Source organism: Collimonas fungivorans Ter331 (assembly GCF_000221045.1).
GTDB classification, from domain to species: Bacteria; Pseudomonadota; Gammaproteobacteria; order Burkholderiales; family Burkholderiaceae_D; genus Collimonas; species Collimonas fungivorans_A.
Window position 1 is genome coordinate 2,858,834 of sequence record NC_015856.1, and the last position, 14,668, is coordinate 2,873,501.

Annotated in this window: 11 protein-coding genes and 1 pseudogene; 9 read left to right on the plus strand and 3 right to left on the minus strand. The window is 62.1% G+C overall.

Annotated features, from left to right (window positions below; translation table 11 throughout):
- The first annotated feature begins 11 nt into the window (after positions 1 to 11).
- From msrB to CFU_RS12395, 4 genes and pseudogenes are all read left to right on the plus strand, one after another.
- Positions 12 to 410, plus strand: coding sequence for a peptide-methionine (R)-S-oxide reductase MsrB (gene msrB, locus CFU_RS12385; protein ID WP_014006380.1), 399 nt, complete (start codon positions 12 to 14; stop codon positions 408 to 410).
- 42 nt (positions 411 to 452) lie between these two features.
- Positions 453 to 1,086: pseudogene (locus CFU_RS12390) on the plus strand (septation protein A).
- A complete protein-coding gene (locus CFU_RS23865; protein ID WP_014006382.1) occupies positions 1,070 to 1,348 on the plus strand; it encodes a BolA family protein in 279 nt (92 codons plus the stop codon). Before CFU_RS12390 ends, CFU_RS23865 begins: the two are co-directional and overlap by 17 nt.
- Positions 1,349 to 1,453: 105 nt before the next feature.
- Positions 1,454 to 2,233, plus strand: coding sequence for a peptidylprolyl isomerase (locus CFU_RS12395; protein ID WP_041741900.1), 780 nt, complete (start codon positions 1,454 to 1,456; stop codon positions 2,231 to 2,233).
- 176 nt (positions 2,234 to 2,409) lie between these two features.
- Here the strand turns inward: CFU_RS12395 and purL are convergent, their stop codons facing one another.
- Positions 2,410 to 6,414: a phosphoribosylformylglycinamidine synthase gene (gene purL, locus CFU_RS12400; RefSeq protein ID WP_014006384.1), complete on the minus strand. Its 4,005-nt coding sequence runs from the start codon at positions 6,412 to 6,414 to the stop codon at positions 2,410 to 2,412.
- A 197-nt stretch (positions 6,415 to 6,611) separates the two neighbouring features.
- Positions 6,612 to 7,649, minus strand: a complete 1,038-nt coding sequence (locus CFU_RS12405) for a zinc-binding alcohol dehydrogenase family protein (protein ID WP_014006385.1) — start codon at positions 7,647 to 7,649, stop codon at positions 6,612 to 6,614.
- Between the two features lie 124 nt (positions 7,650 to 7,773).
- Between CFU_RS12405 and CFU_RS12410 the strand changes: the two genes are divergently transcribed.
- Complete coding sequence (locus CFU_RS12410; RefSeq protein ID WP_041741902.1) at positions 7,774 to 8,685, plus strand: LysR family transcriptional regulator; 912 nt, start codon at positions 7,774 to 7,776, stop codon at positions 8,683 to 8,685.
- Here CFU_RS12410 and CFU_RS12415 read toward each other — a convergent pair.
- A complete protein-coding gene (locus CFU_RS12415; protein WP_014006387.1) occupies positions 8,669 to 9,580 on the minus strand; it encodes a LysR family transcriptional regulator in 912 nt (303 codons plus the stop codon). The two genes, CFU_RS12410 and CFU_RS12415, sit on opposite strands and share 17 nt — an antisense overlap.
- A 122-nt stretch (positions 9,581 to 9,702) precedes the next feature.
- On the opposite strand from CFU_RS12415, the gene CFU_RS12420 reads away from it, so the two are divergent.
- The 4 genes from CFU_RS12420 (at position 9,703) to CFU_RS12435 (ending at position 14,654) form a co-directional block, all read left to right on the plus strand.
- Positions 9,703 to 10,305 (plus strand): short chain dehydrogenase, encoded by a 603-nt coding sequence (locus tag CFU_RS12420; RefSeq protein ID WP_014006388.1) that lies wholly within the window; start codon positions 9,703 to 9,705, stop codon positions 10,303 to 10,305.
- Positions 10,306 to 10,413: 108 nt separating this feature from the next.
- Positions 10,414 to 11,616, plus strand: coding sequence for a DUF2252 domain-containing protein (locus tag CFU_RS12425; RefSeq protein ID WP_014006389.1), 1,203 nt, complete (start codon positions 10,414 to 10,416; stop codon positions 11,614 to 11,616).
- A 177-nt stretch (positions 11,617 to 11,793) separates the two neighbouring features.
- Complete coding sequence (locus CFU_RS12430; protein ID WP_014006390.1) at positions 11,794 to 13,071, plus strand: D-amino acid dehydrogenase; 1,278 nt, start codon at positions 11,794 to 11,796, stop codon at positions 13,069 to 13,071.
- A gap of 77 nt (positions 13,072 to 13,148) precedes the next feature.
- Positions 13,149 to 14,654 (plus strand): bifunctional ADP-dependent NAD(P)H-hydrate dehydratase/NAD(P)H-hydrate epimerase, encoded by a 1,506-nt coding sequence (locus CFU_RS12435; protein WP_041741904.1) that lies wholly within the window; start codon positions 13,149 to 13,151, stop codon positions 14,652 to 14,654.
- Positions 14,655 to 14,668: the final 14 nt, after the last annotated feature.

A 14,668-nucleotide genomic window follows, 5' to 3' on the forward strand; every position in this document is an offset into this window, starting at 1 on the left:
GATTAAACGATATGAGCAGCAAAGTCATCAAAACCGACGCCGAATGGCGCAGCGAGCTGGAACCGATGGAATACGAGGTGACCCGCCACGCCGCCACCGAACGGGCGTTCACCGGCAAGTTCTGGGATCATCACGAACATGGCGTATACACCTGCGTGTGCTGCAACACGCCCTTGTTCGAATCGGACGCCAAATTCGATTCCGGCTGCGGCTGGCCGAGCTATTTCAAGGCAATCAATCCCGACAACGTCGAAGAGCGCGTTGACCGCAGCCATGGCATGATGCGCACTGAAATTTTATGCAAGGTGTGCGACGCCCATCTCGGCCATGTATTCCCGGACGGACCGCCGCCCACCGGCCTGCGCTACTGCATCAATTCGGCATCGCTGCGTTTTGATCCGGCCGGCTGAAGCACCGGCCATCATTTATCCTGACTGAAAGCAAAAACACCCATGAAGTTCCTGTTCGACCTGTTCCCGGTAATCCTGTTCTTCGGCATCTTCAAATGGAGCGAAGGCCACGCCGATGCCGCGCAAGCGCTGGCCAGCCAGTACCTGTCGGGTTTTGTCTCCGGCGGCGTGGTGACAGTGGCGCAAGCGCCGGTGCTGCTGGCGACCGCGGTGGCGATCGTCGCCACGGTGGCGCAAATCGGCTACCTGCTGCTGCGCCGGAAAAAAGTCGATGCGATGCTGTGGGTATCGCTGCTCATCATCTGCGTGTTCGGCGGCGCCACCATCTACTTCCATAACGATACCTTCATCAAATGGAAGCCGACCGTGCTCTACTGGGCGTTTGCGGTGGTGCTGCTGGTCAGCCAGCTGCTGCTCAAAGAAAAACCTGATCCGCACCATGATGGAAAAACAGCTGGCACTGCCCGACCCGATCTGGCAGCGCGTCGGTTTCGCCTGGATCGCCTTCTTTATCGCCATGGGCTGCCTGAACCTGTACATCGCCTTCAACTTCCCGACCGCGACCTGGGTCAACTTCAAGCTGTTCGGCGGCATGGGACTGATGTTCGCTTTCGTGATCGGCCAAAGCATCCTGCTCTCCAAATACATCAAGGACCCAGATGAACCCAAGGCTTGATACCATTCGTAACAAATTGACAGCAACACTTGCACCGTTGCAATGTATAGTTGAGGACGAATCGGCGCTGCATGTGGGACACGCCGGTGCGGCCTCAGGCGGCGGACACTATAAAGTACGGATAGTTTGCGCAGTTTTTGAAGGCCAAAACCGCTTAAATCGGCATAGGCTGGTGTATGATTGCTTGGCTGATATGATGCATACCGAAATCCATGCACTGGCTATCACTGCCTTGGCACCATCCGAAACTAAAGCTGCATAAAATATAGTGATCTTAAAGAATAATTGTCCTTCAAACATACTTCAGTTATTCTGCCTTTGCCTCGCATTGATTTATTAACAACCTCCCCAAATTTAGGATTTGATAATGACATTTAAACCTTCACGTTTACTGGTGGTACTTTTTGCAGCTGCTACATTGCCTGTCATGGCACAAAACCTTGCAGTCGTGAATGGTAAGGCAATCCCTTCGTCGCGCGCCGACATGATGGTCAAGCAATTGTCCGCACAAGGCGGCCAGGCCGACACCCCGGAACTGCGCAACATGGTCAAGGACGAACTGATCAATCGTGAAGTGCTGATCCAGGAAGCCGACAAGCTCGGCCTGGGCAATAACGCCGACGTCAAGGCGCAAGCCGACATCGCCCGCCAGTCGATCCTGATCCGCGCCCTGGTTGCCGACTTCGTCAAGAAGAACCCGATCAAGGATGCCGACATCCAGGCTGAATACGACAAGTTCAAGGCACAAGCCGGCGACAAGGAATATCACGCACGCCACATCCTGGTCGAAAACGAAGCCGATGCGAAATCCATCATCACCAAGCTGAAAGCCGGCGGCAAGTTTGAAGACCTGGCCAAGCAATCGAAAGATCCAGGTTCGGCAGCCAACGGCGGCGACCTCGGCTGGGCGACTCCAGCTTCTTTCGTCAAGCCTTTCTCCGACGCGCTGGTGGCTTTGAAGCCGGGTCAACTGACCGAAACGCCGATCAAGACCCAGTTCGGCTACCACGTGATCAAGCTGGAAGAAGTACGCGCAGCCAAGATCCCTACCCTGGCTGAAGTCAAACCGCAAATCACCGAAGCGCTGCAACAGAAGAAACTGCAAGCTTACCAGGCTGATCTGCGCGCCAAAGCCAAGGTGCAATAAGACCTCGGCAGCAGCAAAAACGCAGTCAATAAAAAAGCGCTCCTCGGAGCGTCTTTTTTTACGTCATGTAGGGTGGGCACCTGTGCCCACGCGGAACGCTGGTCGTTCGAGGAGCGAATACAGCGTGGGCAGAAATACCTGCCCACCCTACTCCTACTTGCTTCGACCAGGCAGGATTATCCCACCCACTTGCGCGCATTGCGGAACATGCGCATCCATGGCGAATCCTCGCCCCACGACTCAGGGTGCCACGATTGCTGCACCGTGCGGAACACCCGTTCGGCGTGCGGCATGCAGACCGTGAAGCGGCCGTCCGGCGTGGTCACCGCGGTGATGCCTTGCGGCGAACCGTTCGGGTTGTACGGATAGGCTTCGGTCACCTGCCCCTTGTTGTCGGTGAAGCGCATGGCGACCAGCGCTTCCTTGATATCGCCGGTTTGCGAGAAGTCGGCGAAACCTTCGCCGTGGGCGATGGCGATGGCGCTTTGGGTGCCGGCCATGTCTTGCAGGAAGATCGATGGCGACGACTCGACTTGCACCATCGAAAAGCGCGCTTCGAATTTTTCCGACTTGTTGCGGGTGAACTTCGGCCAGGCCTGGGCGCCGGGAATGATCGCCTTCAGGTTGCTCATCATCTGGCAACCGTTGCAGACGCCGAGCGCAAAAGTGTCGCCGCGCTGGAAGAACAGCGAGAACTGCTCCGCCAGCTTGGTGTTGAACAGGATGGTCTTGGCCCAGCCCTCGCCGGCGCCCAGCACATCGCCGTAGGAGAAACCGCCGACCGCGATGAAGCCCTTGAAATCGTCCAGCCGTGCGCGGCCGGCGATCAGGTCGCTCATGTGGACGTCGACCGCGGAGAAGCCGGCCTGGTGCATCACGTACGCAGTCTCGACATGCGAGTTGACGCCCTGCTCGCGCAAGATCGCTACCCGCGGCTTGGCCGCCAGGTTGAGGAAAGGCGCAGCGATATTGTCTTGCTGGTCGAACGATATCTTCGGCGTGATGCCAGGATCGGCCGCATCCAGGATGCGGTCGTATTCGGCGTCGGCGCTGGCCGGATTGTCGCGCAGGCGGGCGATGCGCCAGCTGGTTTCACTCCACAGGCGTTGCAGGTCGATGCGGGTCTGGCTGTAGATGGTCTTGGCGTCGCGGCTGAATTCGATGACGTCGCGCGCATTCGGCTTGCCGATGATGTGGCTACAGGCGCCCAGGTTGAAGCTGCGCAGCACGTTCATGACTTCCGACTTCTGCTCGGCGCGTACTTGCAGCACCGCGCCCAGCTCTTCGCTGAACAGCGCGCGCAAGGTCAGTTCGTTGCGGCGCTCGGCCACCTGGCCGGTCCAGTTCTTGGAATCGCCCCAGTCGGCTGCGTGTTCGCTTTCCATGGTCAGGATGTCGAGATTGATCGACAGGCCGCTATGGCCGGCGAAGGCCATCTCGCACAGGGAGGTAAACAAGCCGCCGTCGGAACGGTCATGGTAAGCCAGCAGTTTCTGTTCGCTGTTGAGCTGCTGGATGGCGGCGAAGAAAGCTTTCAGGTCTTCCGCGCTGTCGACGTCCGGCGTTTCATTGCCGATCTGCTGCATCACCTGGGTCAGCGCCGAAGCGCCCATGCGGTTCTTGCCGCGGCCGAGGTCGATCAGGATGATGGCGGTGTCGCCGAGATCGGTGCGCAGCTGGGGCGTCAGCGAACGACGCACGTCGCTTACCGGAGCAAATGCGGAAACGATCAGCGACACCGGTGAAGTCACGGCCTTGGCCTGGCCTTCATCTTTCCAGGTAGTGCGCATCGACAGCGAATCCTTGCCGACCGGGATGCTGATGCCCAGCGCCGGGCACAGCTCCATGCCGATCGCCTTGACGGTATCGAACAAGGCGGCGTCCTGGCCAGGCTGGCCGCAAGCGGCCATCCAGTTGGCGGACAGCTTGACGTCGGAAATGTCGGCAATCGCCGCGGCGGCGATATTGGTCAATGCTTCGCCCACCGCCATGCGGCCCGATGCGGCGGCGTTGATGACCGCCAGCGGCGTGCGCTCGCCCATCGCCATCGCTTCGCCCAGGTAGCCTTCGAAACTCATGCTGGTGACCGCACAGTCGGCCACCGGGATCTGCCACGGGCCGACCATCTGGTCGCGCACCGAAGTGGCGCCCACGGTGCGGTCGCCGATGGTGATCAGGAAAGATTTGTCGGCCACCGTCGGCAGCTTCAGCACGCGCTGCGAGACTTCCAGCAGGTCCATGCCGGTCAGGTCGACCGCCGGCAGCACCGGATTGAGGTGCTTGACGTCGCGCAGCATTTTTGGCGGCTTGCCGAGCAAGACATCCATCGGCATGTCGACCGGGTTATTGTCGTGTTGTGGATCGATGACCTTCAACTGGCGCTCTTCGGTGGCGGTACCGACCACCGCAAACAGGCAGCGTTCGCGCTGGCAGAAGTATTCGAACAGCGGCAGGCTCTCAGGCGCAATCGCCAGCACATAACGCTCCTGCGATTCATTGCTCCAGATTTCCTTGGGCGCCATGCCGCTTTCTTCCAGCGGCACTTTGCGCAAATCGAAAATCGCGCCGCGCTTGGCGTCGTTGGTAATTTCCGGGAAGGCGTTCGACAGGCCGCCGGCGCCGACGTCATGGATCGACAGGATAGGATTCTTGTCATCCATGGCCCAGCAGGCGTTGATCACTTCCTGCGCGCGCCGTTCCATTTCCGGATTGCCGCGCTGGACCGAATCGAAATCGAGGTCGGCGGTATTCGAACCGGTCGCCATCGACGACGCCGCGCTGCCGCCCATGCCGATGCGCATGCCGGGACCGCCCAGCTGGATCAGCAGGCTGCCTACCGGCAGCTCGTTCTTCTTGGTGTGCTTGTCGGAGATGCTGCCGATGCCGCCGGCGATCATGATCGGCTTGTGGTAACCCTGCACATTGCCGCCGACGTTCTGTTCGTAGGTGCGGAAATACCCGCCCAGGTTGGGACGGCCGAATTCATTGTTGAACGCGGCGCCGCCGAGCGGGCCGTCGATCATGATCTGCAAGGCTGAAGCAATGCGTTCCGGCTTGCCGTACTGGCTGGCATCGGCCTGGCCGGCAGCGGTGACGTCGCCGGCATTTTCCCAGGCTTGCTGCGCATCCGGCAGCAGCAGGTTGGAGACGGTGAACCCGGTCAGGCCAGCCTTCGGCTTGGCGCCGCGGCCGGTTGCGCCTTCGTCGCGGATCTCGCCGCCGGCGCCGGTGGAGGCGCCAGGAAACGGTGAAATCGCGGTCGGGTGGTTATGCGTTTCGACCTTCATCAGGATGTGCGTCAGCTCATCCGACGCGCGGTAGGTATTGCCTTCGGCGGCGCCGCGCGCGTAGAAGCGCGATACGGTGGCGCCTTCGATGATGGACGAGTTGTCGCTATAGGCGACGATGGTGCCCTTCGGCGCCAGCTGGTGGGTATTCTTGATCATCGCGAACAAGGACTTGTCCTGCGCTGCGCCGTCGATGATCCAGTCGGCGTTGAAAATCTTGTGGCGGCAATGTTCGCTGTTGGCTTGCGCAAACATCATCAGCTCGACGTCGGTCGGATTGCGCTTGGCGCTGGTGAATGCAGCCAGCAGGTAATCGATTTCGTCGTCCGACAAGGCCAGGCCCAGCTCGGTATTGGCTTGCTCCAGGGCGCCCTTGCCGCCCGCCAGCAGGTCGACGAACGCCAATGGTTTGGCGTCCAGTTCGCGGAACAGGCCGGCTGCCTGTTCGGCGCTGCGCAAGACCGTTTCGGTCATGCGGTCATGCAGCACGTCGGCGATGGCGCGCGCGCTGTCGTCGCTGAGCTTCTTGGCGCCGCCCAGCAATCCGCTCTTCAGCTTGACTTGGTAGGCGATGCCGCGCTCGATGCGCTTGATATGCGCCATGCCGCAGTTATGGGCGATGTCGGTGGCTTTGCTGGCCCATGGCGAAATGGTGCCGAAACGCGGGATCACTATGAATTCCTCGCCGTCGTCGCCCGCAATGAACGGATCGCCGTAGGTCAACAAGGCGTTCAGGCGGCCGATATCATCCTGGCTGAGCGTGGTCGAAGCGTCGACAAAATGGTCGAAACGTCCTGTCACTTCGACGACATTGCTGTCGATCGCTTGTAACTGGGCTAGAAGACGTTGGGAACGGAAGGCAGGAAGGGCGTTGGAACCGGGCAAAATCAACATGGCGTGGGGGGAGTTGATGCAGCGTGGCTGCGGGTTAAATCAGAAGCCGTCATTATACAGTGCTGCTCTGCCCGCCGCCCCCTGAACTGATGACAAAATCACCTTGCCGCAGCGCGTAAAAAGCGCAATGGGCCGGAAAAGCGCAAGCGCTCCCGGCCCATCGTTGCAATTAAGGCAACCAAAGAGTTGATTAAGGCTTAAAAGTCCTTGAGGACAATCTTGCCGATCGCGCGCCCGCCTTCCAGCGTGGCGTGGGCCTGGCGCAGGTTGGCGGCATTAATCGGCGACAACACCTGGTTGACCGTGGTGACAACCACCTGTTTGTCGATCAGGCGCGCCACCTGGTCCAGCAGGTTGCCCTGTTGCTGCATGTCGGCGGTCTGGAACATCGAACGGGTAAACATGAATTCCCAGATGAAACCGGCGCTCTTGGCTTTCAGCAGGCTGACATCGAGCGGCCCACTGTTCTCGACGATGGTGCAGATCATGCCTTGCGGCGCTACTGCTGCCGCGGCGGCCGGGAAATGGCGGTCGGTATCGTTCAGGATCAGCACATAGTCGACGTTGTCGAAGCCTTGCTGCTTGAGCTGCGCCGGCAAGTCGCCGAAATGATTGATCACGTGCTGCGCGCCCAGTTCGCGCACCCATTTTTCCGACTCCGGACGCGATGCCGTGGCGATCACCGTCAGGCCGGCGACCTTGACCGCCAGCTGGATCGCAATCGAGCCGACGCCGCCGGCGCCGCCGATGATCAGGATGGATTTGGCCGATGCCGTCGTTGCGGGCGGGGTTGGCGCGAAGGTGGGTGATATGCGCAGGCGCTCGAACAGGGCTTCCCAGGCCGTGATCGTGGTCAGCGGCAAGGCCGCCGCCTGTTCGAAAGACAGCGATTGCGGCATGTTGCCGACGATGCGTTCATCGACCAGCTGGAATTCGCTGTTGCTGCCGGGACGGGTGATGTCGCCAGCATAAAACACGCGGTCGCCGACCTTGAAACGGCTGACCTCAGGCCCGACCGCCTGCACCACGCCGGCGGCGTCCCAGCCCAGCACGCGCGGCGTCTTTTCGATGGTGTCCTTGGGCGCCCGCACCTTGACGTCGACCGGGTTGACGCCGATGGCCTTGATCTCGACCAGCAGGTCGCGGCCCTGCGGCGCCGGCTTGTCGAGCTGGACGTCGAGCAGCGATTCGGGGTTCTCGATAGGCAGGTATCGGGTTAAGGCGATGGCTTTCATGTGCTAACTCCTGGAGATAACGATAGATTCACGATGAATCTGGTCTGGTGCCAGTCATTATGATAATGTTGAAATATTTTATAAATAGCCTTATATTTGATTCACTTTCAATCAGAATTTGATAATGTACTCAACCACTGACCTCCAGCTTTTCATCCACACCGCCGATCTCGGCAGCCTGTCGAATGCAGCGCGCCAGCTCGACCTGCTGCCGGCCACCGCCAGCGCCAGCCTGAAGCGGCTGGAGCAGCAGCTCAACACCAGGCTGTTCGTGCGCTCGACCCGCAGCATGCGGCTGACGCCGGAGGGAACCTTGTTCCTGGAATACAGCCGGCAGGCGCTGGCCCTGCTGCAGGAAGGCCAGGCCCTGCTCACCGCCGGCGGTCCCGTGAGCGGCCATCTGCGGTTGTCGATGCCGTCCGATGTCGGCCGCAACGTGCTGCTGCCCTGGCTCGACGCTTTCCAGGAAAACCATCCGCAGGTCACCCTGTCGCTGCAGTTTTCCGACCGCGTGGTGGACCTGTTCCGCGATCCGGTCGATGTGGCTTTCCGCTACGGTCCGCTGGACGACTCGACCCTGGTGTCGCAGATACTGGCGCCCAGCCGCCGCGTGGCGGTAGCGGCGCCCTCTTACCTGGCCCGGCACGGCAGGCCGGCCGCGCCGAAAGACCTGGCAAGTCATAACTGCCTGCTGTATTACCTGCAGCACGGCTTGTTCAACAACTGGCGCTTTTACTCCGGCAAGACCGCGCTCGACGTCAAGGTGCGCGGCGACCGCATGACCGACGACGCCGCCATCGCCCGCGCCTGGGCCATCGCCGGCATCGGCATCGCTTATAAATCGTGGCTGGACGTGCGGCAGGACGTGGCCGACGGCCGCCTGGAAATCATCCTGGAACAGTTCGTGGGCGAAGAAACCCCGCTCAGCATGGTGTATCCGCACCGCAGCAGCATGTCGCCCTCGCTGCGCGCCTTGCTGGCCTTCCTGCGCGCGCAGTTCGCCGCGCTAACGGGGGACCTTAATCCGGCGCCGTGAACGATCCGGCGTCGCGGCCGAAATGCTCGACCACGAATTCGATGAACGATGTCAGCTTGGGCGTCATCTTGCGGTTGGACGCCACCACGATGTGCATCGGGCGGTGCTCCAGTTCATAGCCGCTCAGCAGGCGCCGCAGCCGTCCCGCCGCAATTTCCCCGCACAGCAGGGCTTCCGGCTGCATGATGATGCCGATGCCGTTGAGGGCCGCGGTGCGCAGGGCCAGGCCGTTGTTGGCGCGGAAGTTGCCGTGCACTTCTATCTCCTGCTCGACGCCGTCCCTGGAAAAACGCCAGCGGTCGTAATGGTTGCCGTGGACGAAGCTCATGCAATTGTGGCCGCGCAATTGCTGCGGAGTCTGCGGCGTGCCGCAACGCGCCAGGTATTCCGGCGCCGCGCACACCAGCGCCCGGTACGGCTGCAAAGGCCGCGCCACCAGGGTCGAATCGGGCAGCGCGCCGATCCGGATCGCCACCTCGAAACCCTCCTCCACCAGGTCGACTACGCGGTCATTCAGGGACAGGTCGAGTTCGACATCCGGATAACGCTCCAGGTAGGCGCGCACCACGGCGCTCAGCATCTGGCCGCCGAAGGTGGCAGGCGCGGTCACCCGCAATACGCCGCGCGGCAGCAGCTGCATTTGCTTGACCGAAGCGTCGGCCGCCTCGATTTCCAGCAAGGCCTGCTTGCAGCGTTCAAAGTACAACTGGCCGATCTCGGTCAGACTTTGGCGGCGTGTAGTTCGGTTTAGCAAACGCACGCCGAGCTGCTCTTCCAGCTGGCGCACGTGCTTGCCCACCATTGTGGGCGAAATCCGGGCTTCTTCCGCTGCCGCGGAAAAACCGCCCTTTTCGACCACACGGACGAAAATCTGCATACTGGTCAATCTGTCCATAAATTCGATTAAACACTATTGGTTTCAAGTTATAGGAATAGTACGCCATTTATCCACCATGAAGAAGCAATCATAATGTAAGCCTGATTCCCTTACCTCTCTCGTTTTTTACGGAGCACAACATGAAAATAGCAGTCATCGGCGCCACAGGCACCATCGGCAAGGCAGTCGTCAAGCAGCTGGCGAGCCGCCATGAAATCATCGAGGTCGGCAACAGCAGCGGCCAGTACCAGGTCGACATCACCGACATCCGCAGCGTCGAAGCCTTGTTCGCAAAAATCGGCAAGATCGATGCGATCGTCTCGACCGCCGGCAAGCTGCATTTCGGCCCGCTGCAGGAACTGACGCCGGAAAAATTCGAAATCGGCCTGCGCGACAAGCTGATGGGCCAGATTAACCTGGCGCTGGTGGCGCAGCACCACCTGAACGACGGCGGCTCGATCACGCTCACCAGCGGCATTCTCAGCGACGAACCGATCCTGCAAGGCGTCAACGCCAGCACCGTCAACGCAGCGCTGGACGGTTTTGTGCGCGCCGCCGCGATCGAACTCAAGCGCGGCATCCGCATCAATGTCGTCAATCCGACCGTGCTGGAAGAGTCGCTGGAGGTCTACGGCCCGTTCTTCTATGGTTTCGAGGCGGCGCCCGCGAGCCGCGTCGCCCAGGCTTACAGCCGCAGCGTCGAAGGTGCACAGACCGGCCGCGTATACCGGGTCTGGCAATAAAAATTTCCTGGAACGCCGGATAGTTTTTATCAGAATTTTGCCATCGCGATGAATTAAGATTGGTCGTAGCAGTATTACGGCCAATCCACATCTTCAAGAGGCAACGTCATGGTGAATGTAGTCAGGCGCATCCAGGAATACAACGCAGGCCGCGATCCGCAGCGCCTGCAGCTGAAATACGACAGCATTCGCAGCGATCCGTTTACCTTCCTGCGCGGGACCTGCCACCTGTTCTATGAACGCCTGCCGCAGACCGGCCTGATGCGGACGGCGCCGCTGGCCTGGGTTTGCGGCGACCTGCACCTGGAAAATTTCGGCAGCTACAAGGGCGACAACCGGCTGGTGTATTTTGACCTCAACGATTTCGACGAATCGGCGCTGGCGCCGGTCAGTTGGGAGCTGGTGCGCTTGCTGACCAGCGTGCTGATTGCCGCCGACGGCTCGCCGCACGGCGCCGACGGCAGCCAGCTGCTGTGCCGCAGTTTCATCGACGCCTACGGCGTCGCGCTGGCTGCCGGCAAGGCCCGCTGGATCGAACGCGACCTGGCGCAAGGCATGGTCGGCGACTTGCTGAACGGCTTGCGCGGCCGCCAGCGCGTGGGCTTCCTGAATAACCGCACGGTGCGCAAAGGCAAGCGGCGCACGCTGCGCGTGGATGGCAAGAAAGCACTGCCGGTGACCGACAAGCAGCGCGCCAAGGTCACCGCATTCATGAAGCGCTTCGCCGCCGAACAACCCAATCCCGATTTCTACAAGGTGCTCGATGTAGCGCGCCGCATTGCCGGCACCGGCAGCCTCGGCGTCGACCGCTACGTCATCCTGGTGCACGGCAAGGGTTCGCCGGACGGCAACTACCTGCTTGACCTGAAGCAGGCGCTGCCGTCGTCGCTGGTGCCGCACCTGAAAGTGGCGCAGCCGAAATGGAACAGCGAGGCAGAGCGCGTGGTGACGGTGGAGCGGCGCTGCCAGGCGGTTTCCATGGCGTTCCTGCAGCCGGTCACGATGGGCAAGATCGATTATGTATTGCGCGGGCTGCAGCCAAGCGAAGACCGGGTCTCGCTCAAGCAGCCGCGCCATTCGCTGGCCGAGATCCAGCAAGTCATGACGGTCATGGGCAGCCTGGTGGCCTGGTCCCAGCTGCGCAGCGTCGGTCGCCAGGGATCGGCGCTTGCCGATGAACTGATGGTTTTCGGGCAAAGCAAGAAATGGAAGAGGCAATTGCTGGAGATTGCCCACGGTTGCGCGGCGCAAGTGCGCAAGGATTGGCAGGCCTACAGTAAAGCATATGATGCCGGCGCATTTAAATTGTAGCCGGCATGCTCTTGCCCAGGTGCACATTCGAGCCGCCACGAGGCGCGCATGCCGGGCCTCGGCGCACCTTTGCACAAGCGCTGGCGATGAGGTAATTGTGCGCTCTGCTGTCCTCTTATCAAGTAATTCAAGGTATCATTCTGATCGCCTGCAACGCGTCGTGCCGCGCAGAACCCCTTGAGAACAATAGTGATACAGCAGCAGACACAGAAACAAATCGTGGTTATCGGCGGCGGCGTGATGGGAGTCTGCAGCGCTTATTTTCTGGCCGAAGCCGGGCATCAGGTTGCCGTAGTCGAACAACGCAGCAACGTCGCGGAGCAGTCGACGCTCGGCAATTCCGGCATCCTGTCGGCCGGCGCGGCGCTGCCGTGGGCCGTGCCCGGCATGCGCCGCAAGATCCTGGCCGGCATGTTCAACCAGGAAGCGCCGAACGTGCTCAACGCCCGCTTCGATCCCACGCTGTGGCGCTGGATGCGGCGCTGGATGGCCGAATCCGAAATCCAGCGGTTTCGCTCCCATACCCACCAGATGCAAAGACTGGCCTCTTACAGCCAGGACCTGCTGGAACAGATACAACAGCATTTCCAGCTCGACTTTGAGCAGAGCCCCGGCTTGCTGCGCCTGTTTCGCAGCGAAGCGGAACTGGCGGCGCTGGCTCCTACCCGTGAATTGCTGACCGAATGCGGCGTGGCGCACCAGTTGCTCGACGAAGCTGGCGCGCGCCTGCAGGAACCGGCCCTGGCCAGCGCCGGCAAGCTGGCCGGCGGGTTGTATTTCCCGGACCTCGGTTCCGGCAATTGCACCTTGTTCACCAAACAGCTGAAAGCCATCCTGCAGGGACTGGGAGTCCAGTTTCATTTCGACAGCAAGGTCTCCGCCATCGTGCCGCAAGGCGCGCAAGTCGCCTTGCACATAGACGGCAACGTGCTGCTGGCCGACGCCGTGGTATGCGCCACCGGCGGCGCCAGCGCTCAGCTGCTGAAACCGCTCGGCCTGCGCCTGCCGCTGCACGCGATCAAGACCTATACCGCCACCGCCACCGTAAAAAACTATGAGGTTGCGCCGCGGATGGCGATGCTGGACGGCAGTTACCAGGTCACCATGGCGCGCATCGGCGACCGCATCCGGCTGGCGGGAATTGCCGAGTTCGGCGCCCAGGACATGACGTTCGACGACAAGGCCATGCGTACGCTGCTGAAAGTGGCGCACGACTGGTTTCCCGACGCCGCCAATTTCAACAGCGCCAGTTTCTGGTGCGGCCACACGCCGATGCTGGCCGACGAAGTGCCGCTGGTCGGCCACACCGGCGCCAGCAACGTGTTTGTCAATATCGGCCACGGCGGTTCCGGCTGGAGCATGGCGTTGGGCGCCGCCAAGGTGCTGGCCGACCAGGTCGACGGCCGGGCGCCCGAGATTGACCTGGACGGCTTGACAGTCGCCCGCTATCGCTGACAACAACGGCAGACCGAGGCCGGCCCTCCTTTTGCGATATGCTGGGAACCCTGGCTCCCGCTAACGGACAACACACCATGAGCGCCATCTATCCCGTTGCCGAAATCCGCAGCATCGAACAGGCAGCCTTGCGCGCGCTGCCGCCTTACAGCCTGATGCAGCGCGCCGGCCAGGCGGCGGCGCAAGCCGCTTTACGCATCCTCCCTGGCCCGCCCCACACCTCCGCCATCCTGGTGCTGGCGGGCCCCGGCAACAACGGCGGCGACGCCCTCGAAGCCGGCGCCGGGCTGGCCAAGGCCGGCGCCGAAGTGGTGGTGCTGCTCAAGGCCGTCCCCTCGCAACTGCCGGCCGATGCGGCCCAGGCGCTGGCCCGCGCCCAGCGCCACGGCGTGCACCTGATGCCGCCCGAGCAGTTTGCCGAAATCGACAGCAGCCAATGGTCCCTGGTGGTAGACGGCTTGTTCGGCATCGGCCTGAGCCGGCCGCTGGACGGCGACTGGCGCAGCCTGGTGCAAGCCGTCAATACGATGGCCTGCCCGGTGCTGGCGCTGGACCTGCCGAGCGGCCTGGACGCCGACACCGGCGCCGTGGTGGGAGGCGCTGCCGGCATTGCGGTCAAGGCCAGCCATACCGTCACCTTCATTGCCGACAAGGCCGGCCTGCATACCGGCGACGGTCCCGATTACGCCGGCAAGGTCGAAGTGGCGACGCTGGCCATCGCCGACAGCCATTTCCCCGCACCGCACATGTGGCTCAGCCAGCCAGCACTGTTCAGCGAATACCTGCGGCCGCGCCGGCGCAATTCGCACAAGGGCAGTTTCGGCGACGTCGCAGTGATAGGAGGCGCCGCCGGAATGGCCGGCGCGCCGATCCTGGCGGCGCGCGCCGCCGCCAAGTGCGGCGCCGGACGGGTGTTTGTCGGCTTCCCGGAAAACCCGCCGGCCTACGACAGTGCACAACCGGAACTCATGTGCCGCCATGCGGCCGACCTCGATTTTTCCTCGGCGGTGCTGGTGGTCGGCCCCGGCCTCGGCCTAGCCGATACCGCACTGGACTTGCTGACGCGCGCGCTGGATGCGCTCAGCTGGCTGGTGCTGGACGCCGACGCCCTCAACCTGCTGGCGCGTCAGCCGCAACTGCAAGCGCGAGCGGCGCAACGCCAGCATGCCGTGCTGATGACGCCGCATCCCCTGGAAGCCGCCCGTCTGCTAGGCGTCAGCACCAGCGAGGTCCAGGCCGACCGTGTCGCCGCCGCCCGCACCCTGGCCAGCCGTTTCAATGCCGTAGTCGTGCTGAAGGGCGCCGGCAGCATCATCGCCCGCGCCGACGGCGCAGCGGTGGTCAATTCGACCGGCAACCCCGCCCTCGCCACCGCCGGCAGCGGCGACGTCTTGTCGGGCATTTGCGGCGCCTTGCTGGCGCAGGGCTGGCCGCAGTGGGAAGCGGCGCTGGCAGCGGTATGGCTGCACGGCCGCGCCGCCGACCAGCTGGTAGCGCAAGGAATCGGCCCGGTCGGCCTGACTGCCAGCGAACTGATCCCGGAAGTCAGGCTGGTGTTGAACCAGCTGCTGCAGGAACGCTGACGGCTTGACTCGAT

What these genes read in the sequence shown, in the direction of transcription:
- CFU_RS12410 (WP_041741902.1), top strand. Translation starts at nt 7,774, where the DNA reads ATGTACTCAACCACTGACCTCCAGCTTTTCATCCACACCGCCGATCTC.
- CFU_RS12425 (WP_014006389.1), top strand. Translation starts at nt 10,414, where the DNA reads ATGGTGAATGTAGTCAGGCGCATCCAGGAATACAACGCAGGCCGCGAT.
- CFU_RS12415 (WP_014006387.1), bottom strand. Translation starts at nt 9,580, where the DNA reads ATGGACAGATTGACCAGTATGCAGATTTTCGTCCGTGTGGTCGAAAAG.
- msrB (WP_014006380.1), top strand. Translation starts at nt 12, where the DNA reads ATGAGCAGCAAAGTCATCAAAACCGACGCCGAATGGCGCAGCGAGCTG.
- purL (WP_014006384.1), bottom strand. Translation starts at nt 6,414, where the DNA reads ATGTTGATTTTGCCCGGTTCCAACGCCCTTCCTGCCTTCCGTTCCCAA.
- CFU_RS12435 (WP_041741904.1), top strand. Translation starts at nt 13,149, where the DNA reads ATGAGCGCCATCTATCCCGTTGCCGAAATCCGCAGCATCGAACAGGCA.
- CFU_RS12420 (WP_014006388.1), top strand. Translation starts at nt 9,703, where the DNA reads ATGAAAATAGCAGTCATCGGCGCCACAGGCACCATCGGCAAGGCAGTC.
- CFU_RS12405 (WP_014006385.1), bottom strand. Translation starts at nt 7,649, where the DNA reads ATGAAAGCCATCGCCTTAACCCGATACCTGCCTATCGAGAACCCCGAA.
- CFU_RS12395 (WP_041741900.1), top strand. Translation starts at nt 1,454, where the DNA reads ATGACATTTAAACCTTCACGTTTACTGGTGGTACTTTTTGCAGCTGCT.
- CFU_RS23865 (WP_014006382.1), top strand. Translation starts at nt 1,070, where the DNA reads ATGAACCCAAGGCTTGATACCATTCGTAACAAATTGACAGCAACACTT.